Below are 18,536 nucleotides of genomic sequence, written 5' to 3'. Positions count from 1 at the left end.
TCATTTTATTAGTCCTTGTTTAATGTTTCGCTCCAGTCATGAGTCATGCTGCCTTCAAGGAATTTCTCGCAATCCATGGCTGCCATACAGCCCGAACCTGCCGCTGTAATAGCTTGACGATATTTGGTATCCTGAACATCACCACAAGCAAATACGCCTGGAATGTTGGTCTCTGTTGTTCCTGGATTACAAGCAATGTATCCACCTGCATCCAGTGTAATTTGATTTTGCAAGAAAGCCGTATTCGGTGTATGTCCAATCGCTACAAAAACACCATCCGCTTCCACCAGCTCATCCTGATTTGTTTCATTATTATGAACTTTTAGACCCGTTACTCCTTTATCGTCAACAACGACTTCGATAGGTGAACGATTCAAAGCCCACTTAATTTTTTCATTCTCTTTTGCTCGATCCTGCATAATCTTAGACGCGCGCAACTCATTGCGACGATGGACGATAGTGACGCTAGAAGCGAATCGCGTCAAGAAGTTTGCTTCTTCCATAGCAGAGTCGCCACCACCAACGACGATAATCTTTTTGTTACGGAAAAAGAAACCATCGCAGGTTGCACAAGTACTTACACCACGTCCCACATTTTCTTTTTCCCCAGGAATCCCCAAATACTTAGCCGAGGCTCCAGTAGAAATAATAACCGAGTCAGCCGTAAGCTCCCCTTGACCTTCTACCTTTATACGAAACGGACGCTCAATCAGGTCAATGCTTTCAACCCAGCCGCTCTTGAACTCAGCTCCAAAACGCTCTGCTTGCTTGCGCATGTTATCCATCAGTTCAGGGCCAAGGATTCCATCAGGAAAACCGGGGAAGTTCTCTACCTCAGTCGTAGTCGTCAGCTGACCGCCTGGCTCCATACCTTCAATAACAAGCGGGCTTAAATTGGCACGCGCCAGATAAATAGCAGAAGTGAGTCCCGCCGGACCTGTACCGATAATAATGGATTTATAGTGAGACATATATAGTAACCTCCCTTTTCAAAATGCTATTTAATGCGCTACATCTTCTCTGATAAAGCCCGAAAGACTGGTTTTAGCAAGTGTGTTGAATTACATACAAGATCGATTTGTTTGGCATATCTGCTCACCGTAGATGCAGACACTCCATAATGCCCGGCTACTTCCTTATAGGTAACTTCCTCGCCTGCAGATTTGACAGTAAGATACTCAAGTGCTGCTGACCACCCTTCGACTAACGAAATGGATGGCAGTTCAGGAGAGACTTGCTTCAAATAGTCTGCCCATAAATATTGAACACCTTCGCGTAAAATATCAGAATACTTATCCATCTTCTCCAAAACTTTGTTAAGTACCGCTTGTTGTCTGTCATCTAACTCAGGCATATCTTGCTCAGGAGTCCCTGTGGCATCTGTAGGACCTGATGCTTTATATGGGTTTTCCCCCTCTGAAAGTGTCTCAGGCGTCCCTATTTCACGCAGTACGGAAAGAGCCAGTTCCTTGAGCTCGGTATTCTCATCCGGTTGCTCTAGAAAATCAGTAAGTGCCTGATATACTTCGTAGTCACCAATATGACGAAGTGCGATTATCACTTGCGCTTTACTTGTATCATCACCATGATGAAGTGCCCAGAAGAAAGACGAGCGGATCAGCGGATCATTTTTGATGTCTTCCGGAATACTCGCGCCATATTTTTCCCATAGCCGGAATTGTTCCTCAAACGGCAAATGGTAATGATAGCTGATCGTTCCTACCTCTTGTTCTTCTTCACGCGATTCCAGCTGCGAAATATAAAATTTAGGTACTTCTGAGTCCGGATCAAGCATCTTCACCATTTCCCAGAGACGTGCAGCCTCTTTGAATCTTTTAGTGTTACAAGCTGCTACTGCAGCATAGTGAACGAGCGACGGATCACTCGCAGTATCTTTGTTCTTGAGTAATCTACGAAAATGAGCATACGCAGACTCATGTTCTCCCAAAATCCCCATCGTTGTTCCCAGTTTAAACACATGTTCCTGCTCAAAAGGTACCAACGTCTGCAGCTGTTTTATCAGTGCCGCTACTTGCTCCTTGTTTCCTTCATTCTGAAAGAAAATAGCAAGATTACATAGCCCATGCAGATTTCCTGGTTCAAATGTCAGTAAATCAAAGATCGTATCCTTTGCTTTGGAGAAACGACCCATATAATAGTAGGCCAGTGCTAGGTTATTACGTGCCGCCGTGAAATCCGGCTGGTCTTTTGTAATTTTCTCCAGCATTTCTGCTGCCTGAGCAAATTTCCCTTCCTCAAGCAAACTACGTGCATAGTCATGCTCAGCGATACCTTCTCTAGCTTTAATTCTTTTTACCGGTGCTTTGCGCCCCAGTTCAAAGAACAGCAGATCTAGCAGCTCTTCTGCCTCATCCAGAAACTGTCCTTGCTCATCCTCTTCCAAATAAGTGACGATAGCTTCTTCTGCGTCTTCAAACTGTTCCATATTAGCGTAGTTATTAGCCATATAGAAATAGCACTCCATCATGGAAGGATCAACCTCGGTGAGCACATGGTTCAAAATTTCATTCGAACGGGCGTAATCCCCCATCTCGGATAGAATACCCGCCACATTACAATGATTGACCGGATTTTCCGGTTCATATTCAGCTGCTTTACTAAAATATTTTAATGCCTTGTCATAATGATTGCGATCCAGCGAGCGGACAGCTCTTTCAAAGAAAAAAGAAGCGTCCAGTTGAATCGGTACAACATTGACAAGAGAGCGATCAGTCCGCTGCGGTTTGCCCTTCATACGTGCCAAGGCACCTCCTTTTATCATACGATTTCATACTCTCCAGTATAACATAATCCCGAGGACTCTTCTCGTGTTGCAGAACTATACAACAGATGAAAAATTATACTTCCGCATTATATAAAAAGGGTAAAAGCACATAAACGATAACTGACATGCACTTTTAGTAGGGTCATCCTCTTTTCATTACCCGCTATTCCCTTGTCCCAAATCTGTCAAATCATATTGTTTAGAGAATGAGTAACCGCCAACGCCAAACAGGGCTCTTCTATGAAGAACCCACACAACTTGTCTACTCGTTATCTCTTAAATACCTGCATCTCTAAAGAGAGTAGCGATAGATCCTCCATCCAGAATAATACGGATCGCTCTTGCGAGCATAGGAGCAACCGAAAGCACTGTAAAACACGGTGGTCCTGAAACAGGAAGTTCAATAGAATCCGTAACCACCACTTCCTCAATATGAGGATGCGTGAGTTTTTCTAGCGCTGGTCCAGAAAAAAGCCCATGCGTCGCGCACACAATTGCAGGATGCGCATTTCTTTCTTTCAGCCCTTCCACTACGTTTACAATCGTGGACCCGGTATCAATTAAGTCTTCAATAATAATGGGCGTTCTTCCGTCAACATCGCCAATCACATGGGTAATAACGGATTCGTTATGAGCTGGACGTTTCTTGATCATAATGGCAAAAGGAGAATCCAGCCTGCTTGCCAGCTTCTCTGCCATAGATGCTCTTCCAGCGTCAGGTGATACGATAACAGGTCTTTCGATGTTTTTACTTTTGAGGTAATCACTAATCAAGTCTAATGCTGTAAGATGGTCCACCGGGATATTAAAAAATCCCTGGATCGCTGCGGCATGAAGATCGATGGTTACAATCCGATTTGCACCTGCAGTCGTCAGCACATCTGCCAATAGTTTGGCAGAAATCGGTTCCCGCGGAGCCGATTTTCTTTCCTGTCTGGCATAGCCGTAATAAGGCAGGATGACATTAACGGTTCGGGCAGAAGCACGTTTGGCAGCATCAATCATGACAAGCAGCTCCACGAGCAGCTCATTAATGGGTCTCGATAGTGATTGCACGAGAAATACATCACAATTGCGAATCGTTTCCTCGTAGTGCACGTAAATCTCCCCGCTCTTGAAGCGGGATATTTTGATTTTACCCGGCTCTACCCCAAGCTTTTGGCATATATTTTGCACTAGCTGGGGATTGGATGATCCCGAAAAAATACGGAGAGAATGTTGCATACATGCCTCCCGAAGACTTTTATTTTAAATACAAGCATTTATCTATGACTGGGTTACCTTCATGAATCATTCAATGAATTTGATATAAAATGGAATGCGCTTTCCTTTTATTATACTACGCAATATATAGATTACAACGAAACCATTGAACGCTCCCTCTGCTTAAATGTAGCAAGTTCGGTATAACCGATCTCCCTCAAAAGCCTTCGGCCAGCATCAATATTCTCTCCTACTTTCACCGGATCGTGGGCATCAGATCCAATCGTCACTGGAATACCGAGCTGATAAGCCTGCCTCAGAATGCGCTCACTAGGGAACATTTCGGCACACGGCTTGGAAAGACCGGAGGCGTTAAGCTCAATGGCAATCCCACAGTCAGCAATGACTTCCAGGGTAGAACGCTCTAGCGTAAACCAAGCCTCCCTTTCTTCCGGTTTAGGCTCATATCTAAAGCGTTTGATCACATCAATGTGACCGAGAAAATCATAAAAACCGCTTTTTGCGGCTTTTTGGACAGCATCATAATACTCCCGGTACACCCCAAGGATATCTCTGTTGTCCCACTGATGGACTTGCCTATAGTCAGAGATATCCCATTCTTTCAGAAAATGAACAGAGCCAATCACGTAGTCAAAAGGGTACGCTAAGATGATCTGTTCAATCTCTTTTTCATAACCTTCGATGTAGTCTCCTTCTAGACCGACGCGTACTTCAATATCGCCCTTATATTTTTCCTGTAGATAAAGACATTCCTCGATGTATCTTGGCAGCTCTTCCATAGGCATTGCCATCTCTGGGTAATACTCCGCTGGATCAACATGAAGCAGGGGCATATGATCAGACAGGCCAATATGGCTGTAACCAAGTGAGATGGCCTGCTTTACATAAGACTCCAGTTCCCCTACTGCATGTCTGCATCTGGCATGGTGTGTATGATAATCGATTAACATGAGTGTCTCCCCCTTACAACTAGTCGCGGCGAGGACGCTCGTGACGCAGACTGAGTTCTTTTAACACTTCGTCGAGAGGCAGTTTTCGTTCTTCCAACAAGACTAACAGATGATAAATTAAGTCACTGACCTCAAGCTTCAGCTCTTCGTTATCTTTATTTTTCGCTGCAATAATTGTTTCCGATGCTTCTTCACCAATTTTTTTCAGGATCTTGTCGACCCCTTTGTTAAACAGGTACGTGGTATAGGCCCCTTCTGGACGATCTCTTTCACGCTCTGCAATCACCGTTTCTAGGTCAGCAAGCACATCAAATCGGCCACCTGTGTATACAGATGATTCTGGTTCGTTTTTTTCCGTATGCACACCGTGGATTTCCCGATAAAAACAAGTTGTTTCTCCTGTATGACAAGCAGGCCCCTTCGGTTTAACCAAAAATAGCAAGGTATCTCCATCACAGTCGTATTTTACAGATACAATCGTTTGGACATTGCCAGAGGTTGCGCCCTTATGCCACAATTCACTTCGCGAACGAGACCAGAACCATGTCTCTCCTGTAGTTAATGACTTTTTAAGTGATTCCTGACTCATATAGGCAAGCATCAACACGGCTCTTGAATCTGCATCCTGGATCACCGCAGGAACAAGCCCCTGTTCATCCCACCTAATATATTCGGTTACCTGTTCCAGTGACAACTGATCGTTTAATTGATCGCTCATCGAATTTCCACCCCTTTAGCTTTCAAATGCTGTTTCAGATGAGGAATTGCTATTTCTTTGTAATGAAAAATCGTTGCTGCAAGTCCTGCATCTGCTTTTCCTGTTGTGAACACTTCCTCAAAGTCCTCTTCTTTCCCTGCCCCACCCGAAGCAATGACGGGAATACCTACGGCATCACTAACAGCAGACGTCAGGCGAATATCAAAACCGTTCTTTGTCCCATCCGTATCCATGCTTGTAAGCAGCAATTCGCCAGCTCCGAGCTTCTCTGCACGTTTGACCCACTCCAGCGCTTTGATACCGGTAGGCTTACGACCGCCGTGTGTGTACACTTCCCATTCGCCAAATACATCGTTCCACTTGGCATCTACCGCTAGTACGATACACTGAGAACCGAATCTGAGCGCACCTTCCGTAATTAAAGATGGATTCAGCACCGCTGCTGTATTGATTCCAATTTTGTCCGCACCTGCACGCAGAATCGTTTTCATATCATCTACATGCTTGATTCCACCGCCCACCGTAAAAGGAATCGCTATTTCCCCGGCAGTCTGGCGCACAACTTCTACCATCGTCTGCCGTCCTTCTACCGACGCGGAGATATCGAGGAATACGATTTCGTCTGCACCTTCACGATCATATAAGGCAGCCAGCTCCACTGGATCTCCAGCATCACGCAGATTCACGAAATTCACACCTTTAACGACTCTGCCGTCTTTTACATCCAGACAAGGGATAATTCGTTTCGCTAGCATCGATCAGACCTCATCTCCAGCTTATTTTCTTCTATATTTTCTAGCTACGGTTTCAACTATTTAATATCAGTAATGCCGCTGTTCTGTACCGTCTCTATTGCCTGTCTCAGATCGATTGCACCTGTGTAAAGTGCTTTTCCAATAATCGCTCCGCTTACGCCATCCTCACGGTGTCTATGTAGCTTCACGAGGTCCTCCATCGTACTTACACCACCGGAAGCAATGACCTGCTGACCACTTGCTGCGGCCAATGCAACGATTGCCTCTACATTTGGCCCTTGCATCATACCGTCTCTGGAGATATCCGTAAAAATAAAAGTTTGTGCTCCGTAAAGAGATAATTCTTTGGCAAGCACTTCAGCTTTAACTTCCGATGTTTCTAGCCAGCCTCGTGTAGCAACATAACCATTCCTAGCATCTATACCAATGGCAACCTTATCACCATAAGTACCAAGCACTTGCTCCGTGAACTGACGATCCTCAATAGCAGCTGTACCTAAGATTAACCTGTTGACCCCAAGATCGAGCAGTTTCTTTACGTCCTCCATACGACGAAGTCCTCCGCCAACTTGAACAGGAACCTGAACCGTAGCTGCAATTTGCCCGATGACATCCACGTTAACGGGCGATCCTTCTTTTGCCCCATCGAGATCAACTAGGTGAATAAAAGATCCCCCTTGAGCTTCCCAAGCTTTTGCAGCATCTACAGGACTATCATGATAAACTGTTTCTTGATTGTAATCTCCCTGGACAAGACGCACACATTTTCCGCCTCTAATATCAATGGCCGGGTAAATCGTAAATGGTTTCATCGCATAAGCCCCTTTATCGTTTCTATATTAAACACCGGATTCAGCCAGTTTCAAAAAGTTCTTCAGCAGCTGCATGCCAAACTCCCCGCTTTTCTCCGGATGAAATTGCATCCCATAAACAGATCCCCTCCCGGCAATCGCCGTGACAGGAAAACCATAATCAGTTACAGCAAGCAGATCCGCATTATTTTCCGGCTCCACATGATAAGAATGTACAAAATATACGTGACCTTCCGTCAGATCCTGAAATAACGGGCTCTCTTTCTGCTTGAACTCAAGTCCATTCCAGCCCATATGCGGTACTTTGTAAGAAGGACGAGCCTCAAACCTTACTACTCGGCCCGGTAAAATGTTCAGACCTTCATGCTGACCATGTTCTTCACTACTGCTGAAGAGCAGCTGCATCCCTAGACATATCCCGAGCAGCGGAATCTCTTTTTCCTGGACTTCTTTAACTACTTTATCAAGGCCCGTTTCCCTCAGATGCTGCATGGCATCACCAAAAGCGCCAACCCCCGGTAAAACAACGCCCGAAGCGGTCAAAATATCTTCCCTACTACTCGTTATCCGTGCTTCATAGCCAAGCCTTTCAATCGCCTTGCTTACACTATGAAGATTTCCCATCCCATAGTCAACGATGGCAATGGTCATAAACTACAGCACTCCCTTCGTAGAAGGAACTCCCGTAACGCGAGGATCAACGAGTGTAGCTTCATCCAGTGCTCTGCCAAGCGCCTTGAAAATTGCTTCGATCATATGGTGCGTATTTTGTCCGTAGTGAACAATAACGTGCAGTGTAAGACGAGCCTCTAACGCGAATTTCCACAAAAACTCTTGAACAAGCTCTGTTGAGAAACTTCCCACCTGCTGAGAAGGATAGACTGCACGGTATTCAAAATGAGGACGATTGCTGATATCAATGACAACCTGAGCTAGTGCCTCATCCATAGGAACAAATACACTAGCATAACGTTTGATCCCTTTTTTATCGCCCAAAGCTTCACGAAGTGTCTGTCCAAGACAAATGCCGATATCTTCAACGGTGTGATGATCATCAATTTCTATATCACCCTTTGCCTTCACCTGAAGATCAAACTGTCCATGTTTAGTAAACAGATCCAGCATGTGATTCAGAAAAGGAACATCTGTCTCTATTTCGGAACGACCGCTCCCGTCTACACCAAAACTAAGCTGAATATCTGTCTCATTCGTTCTCCGGCTGACCGCTGCCCCGCGCCCGTCTTCAATAAATTGTTGCTCCTCATTTCCCATCTTGTTCTCCACCCTTCGTAAACTCTTCTATATTTGTGATTAGATCGTCTTTGGATCGTCATTCCAATAGATAAATAAAATGATCTTCATTTAATATGAGTTCTCATCTTTTCTCTCTTGCTTTAACCGCACTTCAATCGCCCGAGCATGACCTTCTAGCCCCTCGTGACGAGCAAGGCCAATAATGGCCTCACCGCTTGCCAGCAGTGCTTCCTTGCTATAGTAAATTAAGCTTGATTTCTTGGTAAAATCATCGACATCCACGGGTGAAGCATATCTCGCGGTTCCATTCGTCGGGATAATATGATTAGGACCTGCAAAATAATCCCCCACCGGCTCGGAACTGTATGGACCTAGGAAAATAGCGCCTGCATGACGGATATACGATACATAGGCCATAGGCTCTTGTACCATCACCTCAAGATGTTCCGGGGCAAGCTTGTTAACAACTTCAATACCATCAAGTACGGTATCAACAACGATGATACTGCCATGACTTTCGATCGAAGCGCGAGCTATCTTTTCTCGCGGTAGCTGCTTCAATTGCTTCTCTACCTCAGTCTGAACTTCTTCTGCTAGTAGCTTTGAAGTTGTGACCAGAATAGCAGAGGCCATCTCATCATGCTCTGCCTGAGACAGCAGGTCTGCTGCGACATATTCGGCATTCGCCGTTTCATCCGCGAGCACGACAATTTCGCTTGGTCCCGCGATACTATCGATATCGACAGCACCGAATACTTCTCGCTTCGCGAGCGCCACATAAATATTGCCGGGTCCACATATCTTGTCGACCTTGCCAATACTCTCTGTGCCGTAAGCCAGCGCCGCAATAGCTTGCGCGCCGCCAACCCGATACATCTCGCTTACACCTGCTTCCGCAGCAGCAACGAGAATGTACGGGTTAATCCCTTCACCGCCACTCGTAGATGGCGGCGTAACCATGACAATCTCCTGCACGCCTGCGACCTGTGCCGGAATCACATTCATCAGTACCGAAGAAGGATACGCTGCTTTTCCTCCAGGTACATAAACTCCCACTCGATCAAGCGGTCTAATGATTTGCCCTAGTAAGCTTCCATCCGGTTCAAAATCCATCCAGGAGTTTCGCTTTTGCTTTTCATGAAATGTACGGATATTTTTGGCCGCTTCGCGAATGTGTGATACAAAAGCAGGGTCTACCTTCTCGTATGCAGCCATCATCTCTTCCTTGGTCACTCTCAGCTCACCTGGAGCCAGGATTACATGGTCATGTTCGGCTGTATATTGGAGTACTGCCGAATCCCCCTCCCTGCGGACATCTGCTATGATTTGGCGTACCGCTTCATTCTGCTCTTTCGTTCCATAATCCACATTCCGCTCTAGACGAAAATCCTGAGCCGCTACAATTTTCATCTTATCCCACTCCTTATCCTGCATAGCATGTAAAGCAATTTCACAATGGCATTCTTCTTTTTTAATTGTCACCCTTGCTGCTTTTCAGCAGGAATGCACCTTCTTAGATACTAAAAATGAGACTTGTTTACATTTCAATGTTCGAGGGTTGTATTTTTAAGTTCTTCGCCTGTTAAGTTGTTTTTTAACTTTTTGGGCTCATTAGCTTCTATGGACCTGCATTCCTGCCAATAAGGCCAGTCGTTCCACTACTTTGAAGTTAAATTAATAACGTGTTGCAACGAATCGCATAGTCCCTGAATTTGTCCGTTCTTCATTCGGTAACTGACTCGGTTGGCAATGAGACGGCTTGTAATGTCAAACATGCTTCCAAGCTCAACAAGCCCGTTTTCTCGTAATGTCTGTCCGGTCTCCACCATATCAACGATTCGATCTGCCAGACCAATCAGCGGCGCAAGTTCAATGGAACCATTCAATTTAATGACTTCTACCTGCTGTCCCTGCTCACGAAAATATTGAGAAGCTACATTGGGATACTTGGTTGCCACCCTTTGTCTAATGCCCGGCTCCCAATCAGGTAATCCGATGACAGACATACGGCACCTTGCGATACCTAGATCAAGCAACTCATACACATCTCGATTTTCTTCGAGTAATACATCTTTACCGACAATGCCGATGTCAGCGGCACCATACTCCACGTAAGTAGGAACATCAACAGGCTTTGCCATAATGAACTCCAGAGATGCCTCCGGGAGTGGGATGACAAGCTTCCTTGTATCATCAATATCTTCAGGAATGGGTATACCTGCGGCACGGAATAGCTGGGAAGCTTTTTTATAAATTCGCCCTTTGGGCATAGCCACTTTCAAAATTTCATTCATATGCCTTGCTCCTTCCTTATTTGATATAACAAGCATTTCTATACCGTACTGCTGTAAGTATATACCTTCTCATATTTGCCTTGGAGTGTTGACACCGCACAGTTATTCCCCTGTTCATTCGTGTCAACGCCCTGATGATAACGATCCTTAGATCCTTGCATCAGTCTGGTCACCACCGTTCGTCCCTCTGTTCGAAGCTGTAAGGCTTGAGACAAAGCCTCCACTCGATGTTCCTTCGTGTACTCAATAAGTACAGGAAGCGGCTGCTCTGCTCTAATCCCCTGTACTCCATCGATAATGCGGTTTGTCTTCAGGGCAAATCCGGTCGCAGGAATGTCTTTCCCAAACTGTTTGAGTAACTTGTCATATCGTCCCCCACTACATACAGGGAATCCAAGTTCTGAAGCATATCCCTCAAACGTCATTCCTGTATAATAGGAAAAATCGCCGAGCATCGTTAAATCGATCAGTACATGCTTGGATACTCCATAAGCTTCGAGCACTTCCCACACAGAGCAAAGGTGATGCATTGCTTTGCGTGCTTCTTCACTTGAGCTAAGGGATTCGGCCCGTTCACATATTTCCTTTCCACCCCGCAGACGCAAAATGGCTTCCAATCGTTCCTTTTGCTCCGAAGATAAGGAAAGGCCTTCGATTTTTTCACGGTAACCTACATAATCACGCTTAAGCAATACTGCCTTCAGTTCTTCTTGTAAATCCATTTCCCCTGGGACAATCTCACCGAGCAACCCGTTTAGGAAACCTACATGGCCCATAGCAATCTTAAAGGACTGTACTCCTGCTGCTTGAAGTGAGCTGATAGCTAATGCCACCACTTCAGCATCCGCTTCTGGAGAATCATCACCAACTAATTCAACACCAGTTTGAAAAAACTCAGCTTCACGTCCTGCCTCTTCTTCTATTGCACGGAATACATTCGCATGGTACGAAAGCCGTAAAGGTAACTTCTCATCTTTGAGCATAGAAGACACAACCCGGGCAATCGGTGCAGTCATATCAGAACGGAGCACAAGTGTTGTCCCCCGGTTATTTAACAATTTGAACAGCTTTTGATCAGACGTTGAGCTTGCCACACCTACGGTATCGTAGTACTCCATCGAAGGGGTAATAATTTGGCGATATCCCCAACTGCTCATACATTCCAGTACCCTGTGCTCAATTCGTCTTAATTTATCAACTACATGAGGAAGATAATCACGTACACCTGCCGGCTTTTCAAAACCTTTTGGTTTAGACATTTCTGTTCACCTCTGCGTCCTTAGTTCCGTATTTTAAATGTTTTATTATCATCATTATCTTTATTACATTAAAGTGCTACCAATCTAACAAATTAAAGTATTATTCGATATCTTACCACGTCTTCCCTTTTATCGTCAATTCACTGTTATTTTTCTAATATTGTTCCTATATACCCTTTTGTGGAAATAAAACTCACCCTAACAAAAAAAGACCGCTCGATAAGCGGCCTTCCGTATTTCATATTCTTTTCATCTTAGTTTCATCCCAAGCTTAATGGAACGCATCAAGTTGGTGAATATCTTCCTTTTTGGGACCGAGTTCCCTTAAAGGATTGCCTCCTACAAAGGCACCTGCTGCTACATTTTTATGTACAACAGAACCTGCAGCCACAACGGCTCCGTCCCCGATCGTCACTCCCGGTAAAATCGTCGTATTCGCACCAATCAGTACGTTATCTCCTATAGTAACATCACCTAGACGATATTCATCTATGAGATATTCATGCGCCAAAATCGTTGTGTTGTAACCAATGACAGAATTGTTCCCCACATGAATCCTTTCCGGAAAAAACACATCCACCATCACCATGAGTGCAAAAGCCGTATGATTCCCTACCTTCATCCGAAGACGGCTTCTATAAATCCAGTTTTTCAGAGGCAGGATAGGACAATATCTCGCGAGCTGCACCCAGATGAAGTTACGTACCCCTTTAAAAGGACTAACAGTCTGGTATATGTGCCATAACGAATTATGCCCTTCAACAGGATAACGTTCCAGCTTCCTCACAGCATCTATTGCTCCTTTTGAATCAGAGTAAGAATATCGTGCATATCATGCAAAATATAATCAGGGCCATACTCTTTAAGTTTTTCTTCCCCTTTAAGTGACCAAGCTACACCCGCAGCTTTCACTCCCGCTGCTTTGGCAGATTGAATGTCCACCGGACTATCTCCCACCATAAGTGTTTCCGAAGGATCCACTTGAAGTTTCTCCACTGCAGTTAGGACAGGTTCAGGGTGCGGCTTTGGATAAGTTACATCGGAGACCGTTACGATGACCTCCATATATTTCATAAGATCGAATAACTCCAGTACGCGAAGCGTACTTGGTCTTATTTTTGTAGTTACCACACCCATGCGAATTCCTTGCTCATGGAGCTTTTTCACCACATCCATCACACCTGGAAACGGTTGTACCATGTCATCATGATGGACAGAGTTGTAAGCCCTGTAACCAGTAACATATTCTGCTACATCAGGTTTACCGGTAAAAGCCTGCATCTGTTGCTCCAGAGTTCCTCCCATGTGAGGAATGATTTCTTCTCTGGAGAGTGCACCCGGGCCAAGTTTACTCAAAACATGGATAAACGAGCTGATAATCAGCTCGTTAGTATCGATAATCGTGCCATCTAAATCAAATAAAACCGTTTTAATCATACGATATTGCTCCTTTATTACTCCTTTTTCTGATCAGCGCTGGAATCGATACGAGACGATTCGTCTACCATATCTTTTTTAGAATCCAATTCTGATATGTTGTCACTTCCCCCATCTACAGGAGTTTTACTGGACACAATAGGGTCTAGATAACGTTCATTTGCCGCCCCTGTTACACGTCTAACTACGATGAGTATGATCGCGACAATAATAATGACGATGGACAAAACTTGTGATATACGAATATTCCCATAAGCAGGATCTAAATGTCCGAGTTCAAAGCCCATTGCTGTCATTGGTGACCACAGACTATTCACGAGAGCCGCTAGCCATTCTGGTCCTTGGAAACCTAAACTGTCTGTCCGCAGCGCTTCGATAAAGAACCGACCGATGGAGTACCAAATAAAATAGGATAGAAACAGCTCTCCTGCACGCAGGAACTTTTGACGACGCAAAACCAAAAGAAGTATCAGACCTACTACATTCCAAAGAGATTCATATAAGAAGGTTGGATGGTGGTATGTACCCTGAACGTTCATTTGGTTCACAATAAAGTCAGGTAGGTGCAAAGTATTTCTAAGGAAAGACTCTTCTACAGGACCACCGTATGCCTCCTGATTGACAAAGTTACCCCAGCGCCCAATGGCCTGCCCAATGATAAGGGATGGTGCGCAAATATCTACGATACGCCAGAAATTATAACCTTTATGCCTGAAATAGAAAAAGCCACATATGATAGCACCAATCAGTGCTCCGTAAATGGCTATACCGCCATTCCAGATTTTAAATACATCCCATAGATTATCCTTATAGTCATCCCACGTGAAAGCTACATAGTAAATTCGTGCCCCGATAATAGCAGAAGGAACGCCTAGCAACAATAAATCCATGAAAAAATCAGAGGGAATACCAAAGCGCTTCCCCTCTTGTATCGCTAGTAGCAATCCGACAATAGCCGCGGACCCCAATATTAGTCCATACCAATGGACACTGAGAGAACCGATAGAAAATGCAATCGGATCAAGTAATAAGGTACCCATTTACCCACTCCCCTATTTCGTTGATAAAATAACCCATGATGGTTTGTTACATCCTCTATCTAAAAGAATACAATACATTTTGAACCTCTAGTTCTCCCTATTTCAAGTTCAATCCATATCATCGTTATCTTCAGCAATGGTCGCCGTCAGCTTGTTTGTAAATTGAAGTGCGGCATTGACACCCATTCGTTTAAGACGGAAATTCATTGCAGCCACTTCAATAATAACCCCAAGGTTACGACCTGGGCGTACTGGAATCGTAACTAACGGTACATCCGTATCAATAATTCGAGTCGTCTCCTCATCAAGACCAAGACGGTCATACTGTTTATCCTGCTGCCATGCTTCTAGGCGAACCACGATTGTAATTCTCTTATGGTTACGGATTGCACCCACCCCAAACAGAGTCATTACATTAATAATCCCGACACCGCGGATTTCAAGCAAATGACGAATGAGTTCCGGTGCAGTACCGTGCAATTGATTATCGGCAGTCTGGCTAATCTCAACAGCATCATCGGCAACAAGACGATGTCCACGCTTAACAAGTTCCAAAGCTGCCTCACTTTTGCCGATACCACTACTGCCCGTAATTAAAAGGCCAATACCATAAACATCACAAAGAACACCATGAATCGTAGTCGTTGGTGCCAATTTCCCCTCGAGAAATCCAGTAATGCGGCTTGAGAGTAAAGTTGTTGCCATAGAACTGCGTAGTACAGGTAGATCTTTCTCATTACTGATATCAATTAGTTCTTGAGGAATATCCAGTCCACGAGTGACTACAATACAAGGGGTCTCTTCGTGGCACAGGCCTTCCATCCGTTCCCGACGTTCGTTCTCGGGTAGCATCTTAACAAAAGCAAGTTCTGTTTTCCCTAACAACTGTACCCGTTCCGACGGATAATATTCAAAATATCCTGCCATCTCTAGACCAGGTCTGTTTAGGTCATCTACTGTGATCGGTCGTTTAAGACCATTTTCCCCAGAGACTACTTCTAGCTGAAATTCATTAACAAGTTGGGATACTTTTACCTTTTTAGCCATGTTGTATCTTCCTTTCGGTACGACAATATAACGCGGGTTCTAAGAGCAAGTGTTGCCACTATTATGTACAATTCTCTACCTATATTAATCTGATAGTCATTGTACTCATCGTATCGGAAAATGAAGCCGATTGCAATGTTCATCAGTTCACAAGACCAAAGAGAGGATGCAAAAATAAAAGGGTTGCCTGGCTTTATAAAAAGCCTGACAACCCCAATATTATTATTCAGTACTCGTATTAATCTTAAACAAGTACGTTTGCTTCTGTTTCTTTATCAAAGATATGAACTTTGTTCATGTCGATTGCCATTTTTACTGTGTTACCGTCACGAGTGTTCGAACGTCCATCTACACGTGCGATAGTAACATCACTACCTACACCACTCAGGTACAAGAGCAATTCATGACCAAGGTTCTCACTTACATCTACTTTAGCAGTAAAAGCAGTGTGCGGAGAAGCTTCCAAGAATACTGGCTCTTCGTGAATATCCTCTGGACGAACACCCAGAATCACTTCTTTACCAGCATAACCTTTGCTCTTAAGCACTTGTGCTTTGCCTTGTGGAATTTCCACATCAAGGCCGGTAGATGAGAAGCGAAGGCTATCGCCTTGTTGCGATAATTTACCAGAGATAAAGTTCATTGTAGGTGAGCCGATAAAGCCAGCTACAAACAGGTTCGTTGGATTATTGTAAAGCTCTTCTGGTGAAGCAGCTTGTTGAATATATCCATCTTTCATAACTACGATACGATCACCCATCGTCATTGCTTCGATTTGGTCATGCGTTACGTAGATAACAGTAGTTTCAAGACGTTTAGCAAGCTTCGTAATTTCCGCACGCATCTGTCCACGAAGTTTCGCATCCAAGTTAGAAAGCGGCTCATCCATCAAGAAAACTTGTGGGTTACGAACGATCGCACGACCCAAAGCTACACGCTGACGTTGACCACCGGAAAGAGCTTTCGGCTTACGATCCAGCAAATGTTCGATATCTAGAATTCTAGCAGCTTCACGAACACTCTTATCGATTTCTTCTTTTTTCACCTTACGCAATTTCAAACCAAACGCCATATTTTGATATACGTTCATATGCGGGTAAAGAGCGTAAGATTGGAATACCATCGCGATATCGCGATCTTTAGGAGCTACGTCATTTACTACGCGGTCACCAATATATAGTTTGCCATCGGAGATTTCCTCAAGGCCAGCGATCATCCGAAGTGTTGTAGATTTACCGCAACCGGATGGACCTACCAGAACAAGAAATTCTTTATCCTTAATATCTAAGTTAATATCAACAACCGTCGCTTTATCAGATCCTGGATATTGTTTGTAAATATGTTCTAAGCGTACACCAGCCATGATTATTGCCTCCTCAGCATCAATTCGTTTTTTTAATTTTGAAAGCGAATACATCCAATTAACACCATAATGTAATCGAATTCATTTCCTGTCCTTATATTAACCCGAGAAGCCTACTCATGACTATGCACAATTCACACAAAAAAATCAGGAGGTTTTCGTCACTTTGTACATGAGCAATGTCAACTTGACCAAAACTGCATCTTTAAAAGTCCGAACATCAAGCCCAGTCTCTTGCTTTATCTTGTCTAAACGGTAGATTAGTGTATTGCGATGTATATAGAGGCGCTTCGCTGTCTCACTAACATTGCAGTCGAGTTGAAAGAATGTTTCTAGCGTCGAAATCGTTTCATCTTCAAATAATATAGAAGAAGTACTCATTCCGATCAGATAATCAGTTCTCTCTTGTTCAGGGATACTATTGATTAAACGTTCTAAGTGAAATTGCCAAGGCAAATAAACATGCTCACCCACTTTGAACTTCTTACCAAGTTCCGTAGTTTCAATCAGTAGAGAGAAGACGCCTGGTAAGGAGGTAATGTTCGTTTCTGGTTTAGATACAGAAAGATGAAAGACACCAACCCACTCATTAGCAATCACCTCATGAAGTCCTTCTGTAAAAGCAGCGAGCTCTTCCTCCATGGTTAACTGCAATCTTTGCTGCTGGATATCATTTTCAGCATCATCGTCAGCACGATCAAGCACTAAATCTAACTCAGCTAATATACACCACTTATCTTGTACTAACGGTATCAGGAGCACATCTCCGTCAAAGTAAGTCTGAAGCAATTTGTTTAACGATTTAAGAGATATCCCTGATTCATGAGCCCCGTCGTAAGTCAGATAAAAAGGGATCATCCCTTTTGTCAATTGATCTTCATATAGGTGTAGAGTCTCCGGCAAAGGCAAGGCCTTGACCTGCTCTATACTTTCCTTAATCCAACTCCCAAATTGCTCTAGGGAATTGGTTTCCTCAACTTGTACGATATCATTAGCATTCTTATTGGAGTTTAACGATAGTATTATCCATTCAATAAGGGCTCTTTCTGATGTTTTAATCTCCCCTACTGGAGTAGATAGTAGCATCTGGCTACCATTATCTTTACCCTTACCCAGATAGAAATATAGTGAGTTCTCGTCTTCAAACGATGAATTATGGCTACCTTTAATAGGAATACCTTGATTTGCTGGAACATCATTTATTTGAAATGGTACGTTAAGAATGTGTTGTAATTTTTGCAACAGTGCCTCATAATTCGCCACGTCTACCACCACTTTACGACTGTATTTTCTAATCCACAACTTATATTAGTCCTTACTATTATATTCACTCATCGAAAACAGTATAATACAGGCGGGGTACCTCTACCAAATCATTTATTAAAAAAATTGTATACTAGTCTTCCCAATAACCTTGTTCACCATCTGTGTTTATTTCTTTAAAATGACGTAGATTAATATTTCTATACTATCTATTCTAACGAAATAACCAGAAAAAAAGAAAACAAAAAAAGTCACCAGCAATATGCTGATGACTTTCGTATGAGCCATGAAGGGCTCGAACCTTCGACACCCTGATTAAAAGTCAGGTGCTCTAC

At 43.8% G+C, this 18,536-nt stretch carries 18 protein-coding genes; all 18 read right to left on the bottom strand.

Annotated features, from left to right (window positions below; all coding sequences use genetic code 11):
* Positions 1-8: 8 nt before the first annotated feature.
* The gene (gene trxB, locus KFT32_RS18430; protein WP_211748718.1) at positions 9-971 is read right to left on the bottom strand and encodes a thioredoxin-disulfide reductase; all 963 of its coding nucleotides are present in this window, start codon (positions 969-971) and stop codon (positions 9-11) included.
* Between the two features lie 38 nt (positions 972-1,009).
* Positions 1,010-2,755: a tetratricopeptide repeat protein gene (locus KFT32_RS18425; protein ID WP_211748778.1), complete on the bottom strand. Its 1,746-nt coding sequence runs from the start codon at positions 2,753-2,755 to the stop codon at positions 1,010-1,012.
* Between the two features lie 306 nt (positions 2,756-3,061).
* Entirely contained in the window at positions 3,062-4,009 is a 948-nt protein-coding gene (locus tag KFT32_RS18420; RefSeq protein WP_211748717.1) for a ribose-phosphate diphosphokinase, read from the bottom strand.
* A 131-nt stretch (positions 4,010-4,140) separates the two neighbouring features.
* Complete coding sequence (gene hisJ / locus KFT32_RS18415) at positions 4,141-4,959, bottom strand: histidinol-phosphatase HisJ (RefSeq protein ID WP_211748716.1); 819 nt, start codon at positions 4,957-4,959, stop codon at positions 4,141-4,143.
* Between the two features lie 19 nt (positions 4,960-4,978).
* Positions 4,979-5,677, bottom strand: a complete 699-nt coding sequence (hisIE, locus tag KFT32_RS18410) for a bifunctional phosphoribosyl-AMP cyclohydrolase/phosphoribosyl-ATP diphosphatase HisIE (RefSeq protein WP_211748715.1) — start codon at positions 5,675-5,677, stop codon at positions 4,979-4,981.
* Positions 5,674-6,432 carry an imidazole glycerol phosphate synthase subunit HisF gene (gene hisF / locus KFT32_RS18405; protein ID WP_211748714.1) on the bottom strand — a complete coding sequence of 253 codons (759 nt, stop codon included), beginning with the start codon at positions 6,430-6,432 and terminating at the stop codon, positions 5,674-5,676. Before hisF ends, hisIE begins: the two co-directional genes overlap by 4 nt.
* 56 nt (positions 6,433-6,488) lie before the next feature.
* The gene (gene hisA / locus KFT32_RS18400; protein WP_211748713.1) at positions 6,489-7,244 is read right to left on the bottom strand and encodes a 1-(5-phosphoribosyl)-5-[(5-phosphoribosylamino)methylideneamino]imidazole-4-carboxamide isomerase; all 756 of its coding nucleotides are present in this window, start codon (positions 7,242-7,244) and stop codon (positions 6,489-6,491) included.
* 27 nt (positions 7,245-7,271) lie between these two features.
* Positions 7,272-7,895 (bottom strand): imidazole glycerol phosphate synthase subunit HisH, encoded by a 624-nt coding sequence (gene hisH / locus KFT32_RS18395; protein ID WP_211748712.1) that lies wholly within the window; start codon positions 7,893-7,895, stop codon positions 7,272-7,274.
* 3 nt (positions 7,896-7,898) lie between these two features.
* The gene (gene hisB, locus KFT32_RS18390; RefSeq protein ID WP_211748711.1) at positions 7,899-8,516 is read right to left on the bottom strand and encodes an imidazoleglycerol-phosphate dehydratase HisB; all 618 of its coding nucleotides are present in this window, start codon (positions 8,514-8,516) and stop codon (positions 7,899-7,901) included.
* A gap of 90 nt (positions 8,517-8,606) precedes the next feature.
* Positions 8,607-9,908, bottom strand: coding sequence for a histidinol dehydrogenase (gene hisD, locus KFT32_RS18385; protein WP_211748710.1), 1,302 nt, complete (start codon positions 9,906-9,908; stop codon positions 8,607-8,609).
* A gap of 248 nt (positions 9,909-10,156) precedes the next feature.
* Positions 10,157-10,792: an ATP phosphoribosyltransferase gene (hisG, locus tag KFT32_RS18380; RefSeq protein ID WP_211748709.1), complete on the bottom strand. Its 636-nt coding sequence runs from the start codon at positions 10,790-10,792 to the stop codon at positions 10,157-10,159.
* A gap of 38 nt (positions 10,793-10,830) precedes the next feature.
* Entirely contained in the window at positions 10,831-12,051 is a 1,221-nt protein-coding gene (locus KFT32_RS18375) for an ATP phosphoribosyltransferase regulatory subunit (protein WP_211748708.1), read from the bottom strand.
* A 271-nt stretch (positions 12,052-12,322) separates the two neighbouring features.
* Positions 12,323-12,838, bottom strand: a complete 516-nt coding sequence (locus tag KFT32_RS18370; RefSeq protein ID WP_211748707.1) for an acyltransferase — start codon at positions 12,836-12,838, stop codon at positions 12,323-12,325.
* Positions 12,839-12,843: 5 nt separating this feature from the next.
* Entirely contained in the window at positions 12,844-13,488 is a 645-nt protein-coding gene (gene ppaX / locus KFT32_RS18365; RefSeq protein WP_211748706.1) for a pyrophosphatase PpaX, read from the bottom strand.
* Between the two features lie 17 nt (positions 13,489-13,505).
* Positions 13,506-14,528 (bottom strand): prolipoprotein diacylglyceryl transferase, encoded by a 1,023-nt coding sequence (gene lgt / locus KFT32_RS18360; protein ID WP_211748705.1) that lies wholly within the window; start codon positions 14,526-14,528, stop codon positions 13,506-13,508.
* Positions 14,529-14,636: 108 nt separating this feature from the next.
* Positions 14,637-15,575 carry an HPr(Ser) kinase/phosphatase gene (hprK, locus tag KFT32_RS18355; protein ID WP_211748704.1) on the bottom strand — a complete coding sequence of 313 codons (939 nt, stop codon included), beginning with the start codon at positions 15,573-15,575 and terminating at the stop codon, positions 14,637-14,639.
* A gap of 244 nt (positions 15,576-15,819) precedes the next feature.
* Positions 15,820-16,938, bottom strand: coding sequence for an ABC transporter ATP-binding protein (locus tag KFT32_RS18350; protein ID WP_211748703.1), 1,119 nt, complete (start codon positions 16,936-16,938; stop codon positions 15,820-15,822).
* Positions 16,939-17,085: 147 nt separating this feature from the next.
* On the bottom strand, positions 17,086-18,240 hold the full coding sequence (locus tag KFT32_RS18345) for a PucR family transcriptional regulator (protein WP_211748702.1): 1,155 nt from the start codon (positions 18,238-18,240) through the stop codon (positions 17,086-17,088).
* Positions 18,241-18,536 lie beyond the last annotated feature (296 nt).

It is taken from the genome of Paenibacillus sp. Marseille-Q4541 (assembly GCF_018310695.1).
GTDB lineage: Bacteria > Bacillota > Bacilli > Paenibacillales > Paenibacillaceae > Paenibacillus.
Note: the sequence above shows the minus strand (reverse complement) of the source record. Positions and strands in the feature narration are given on the sequence as shown.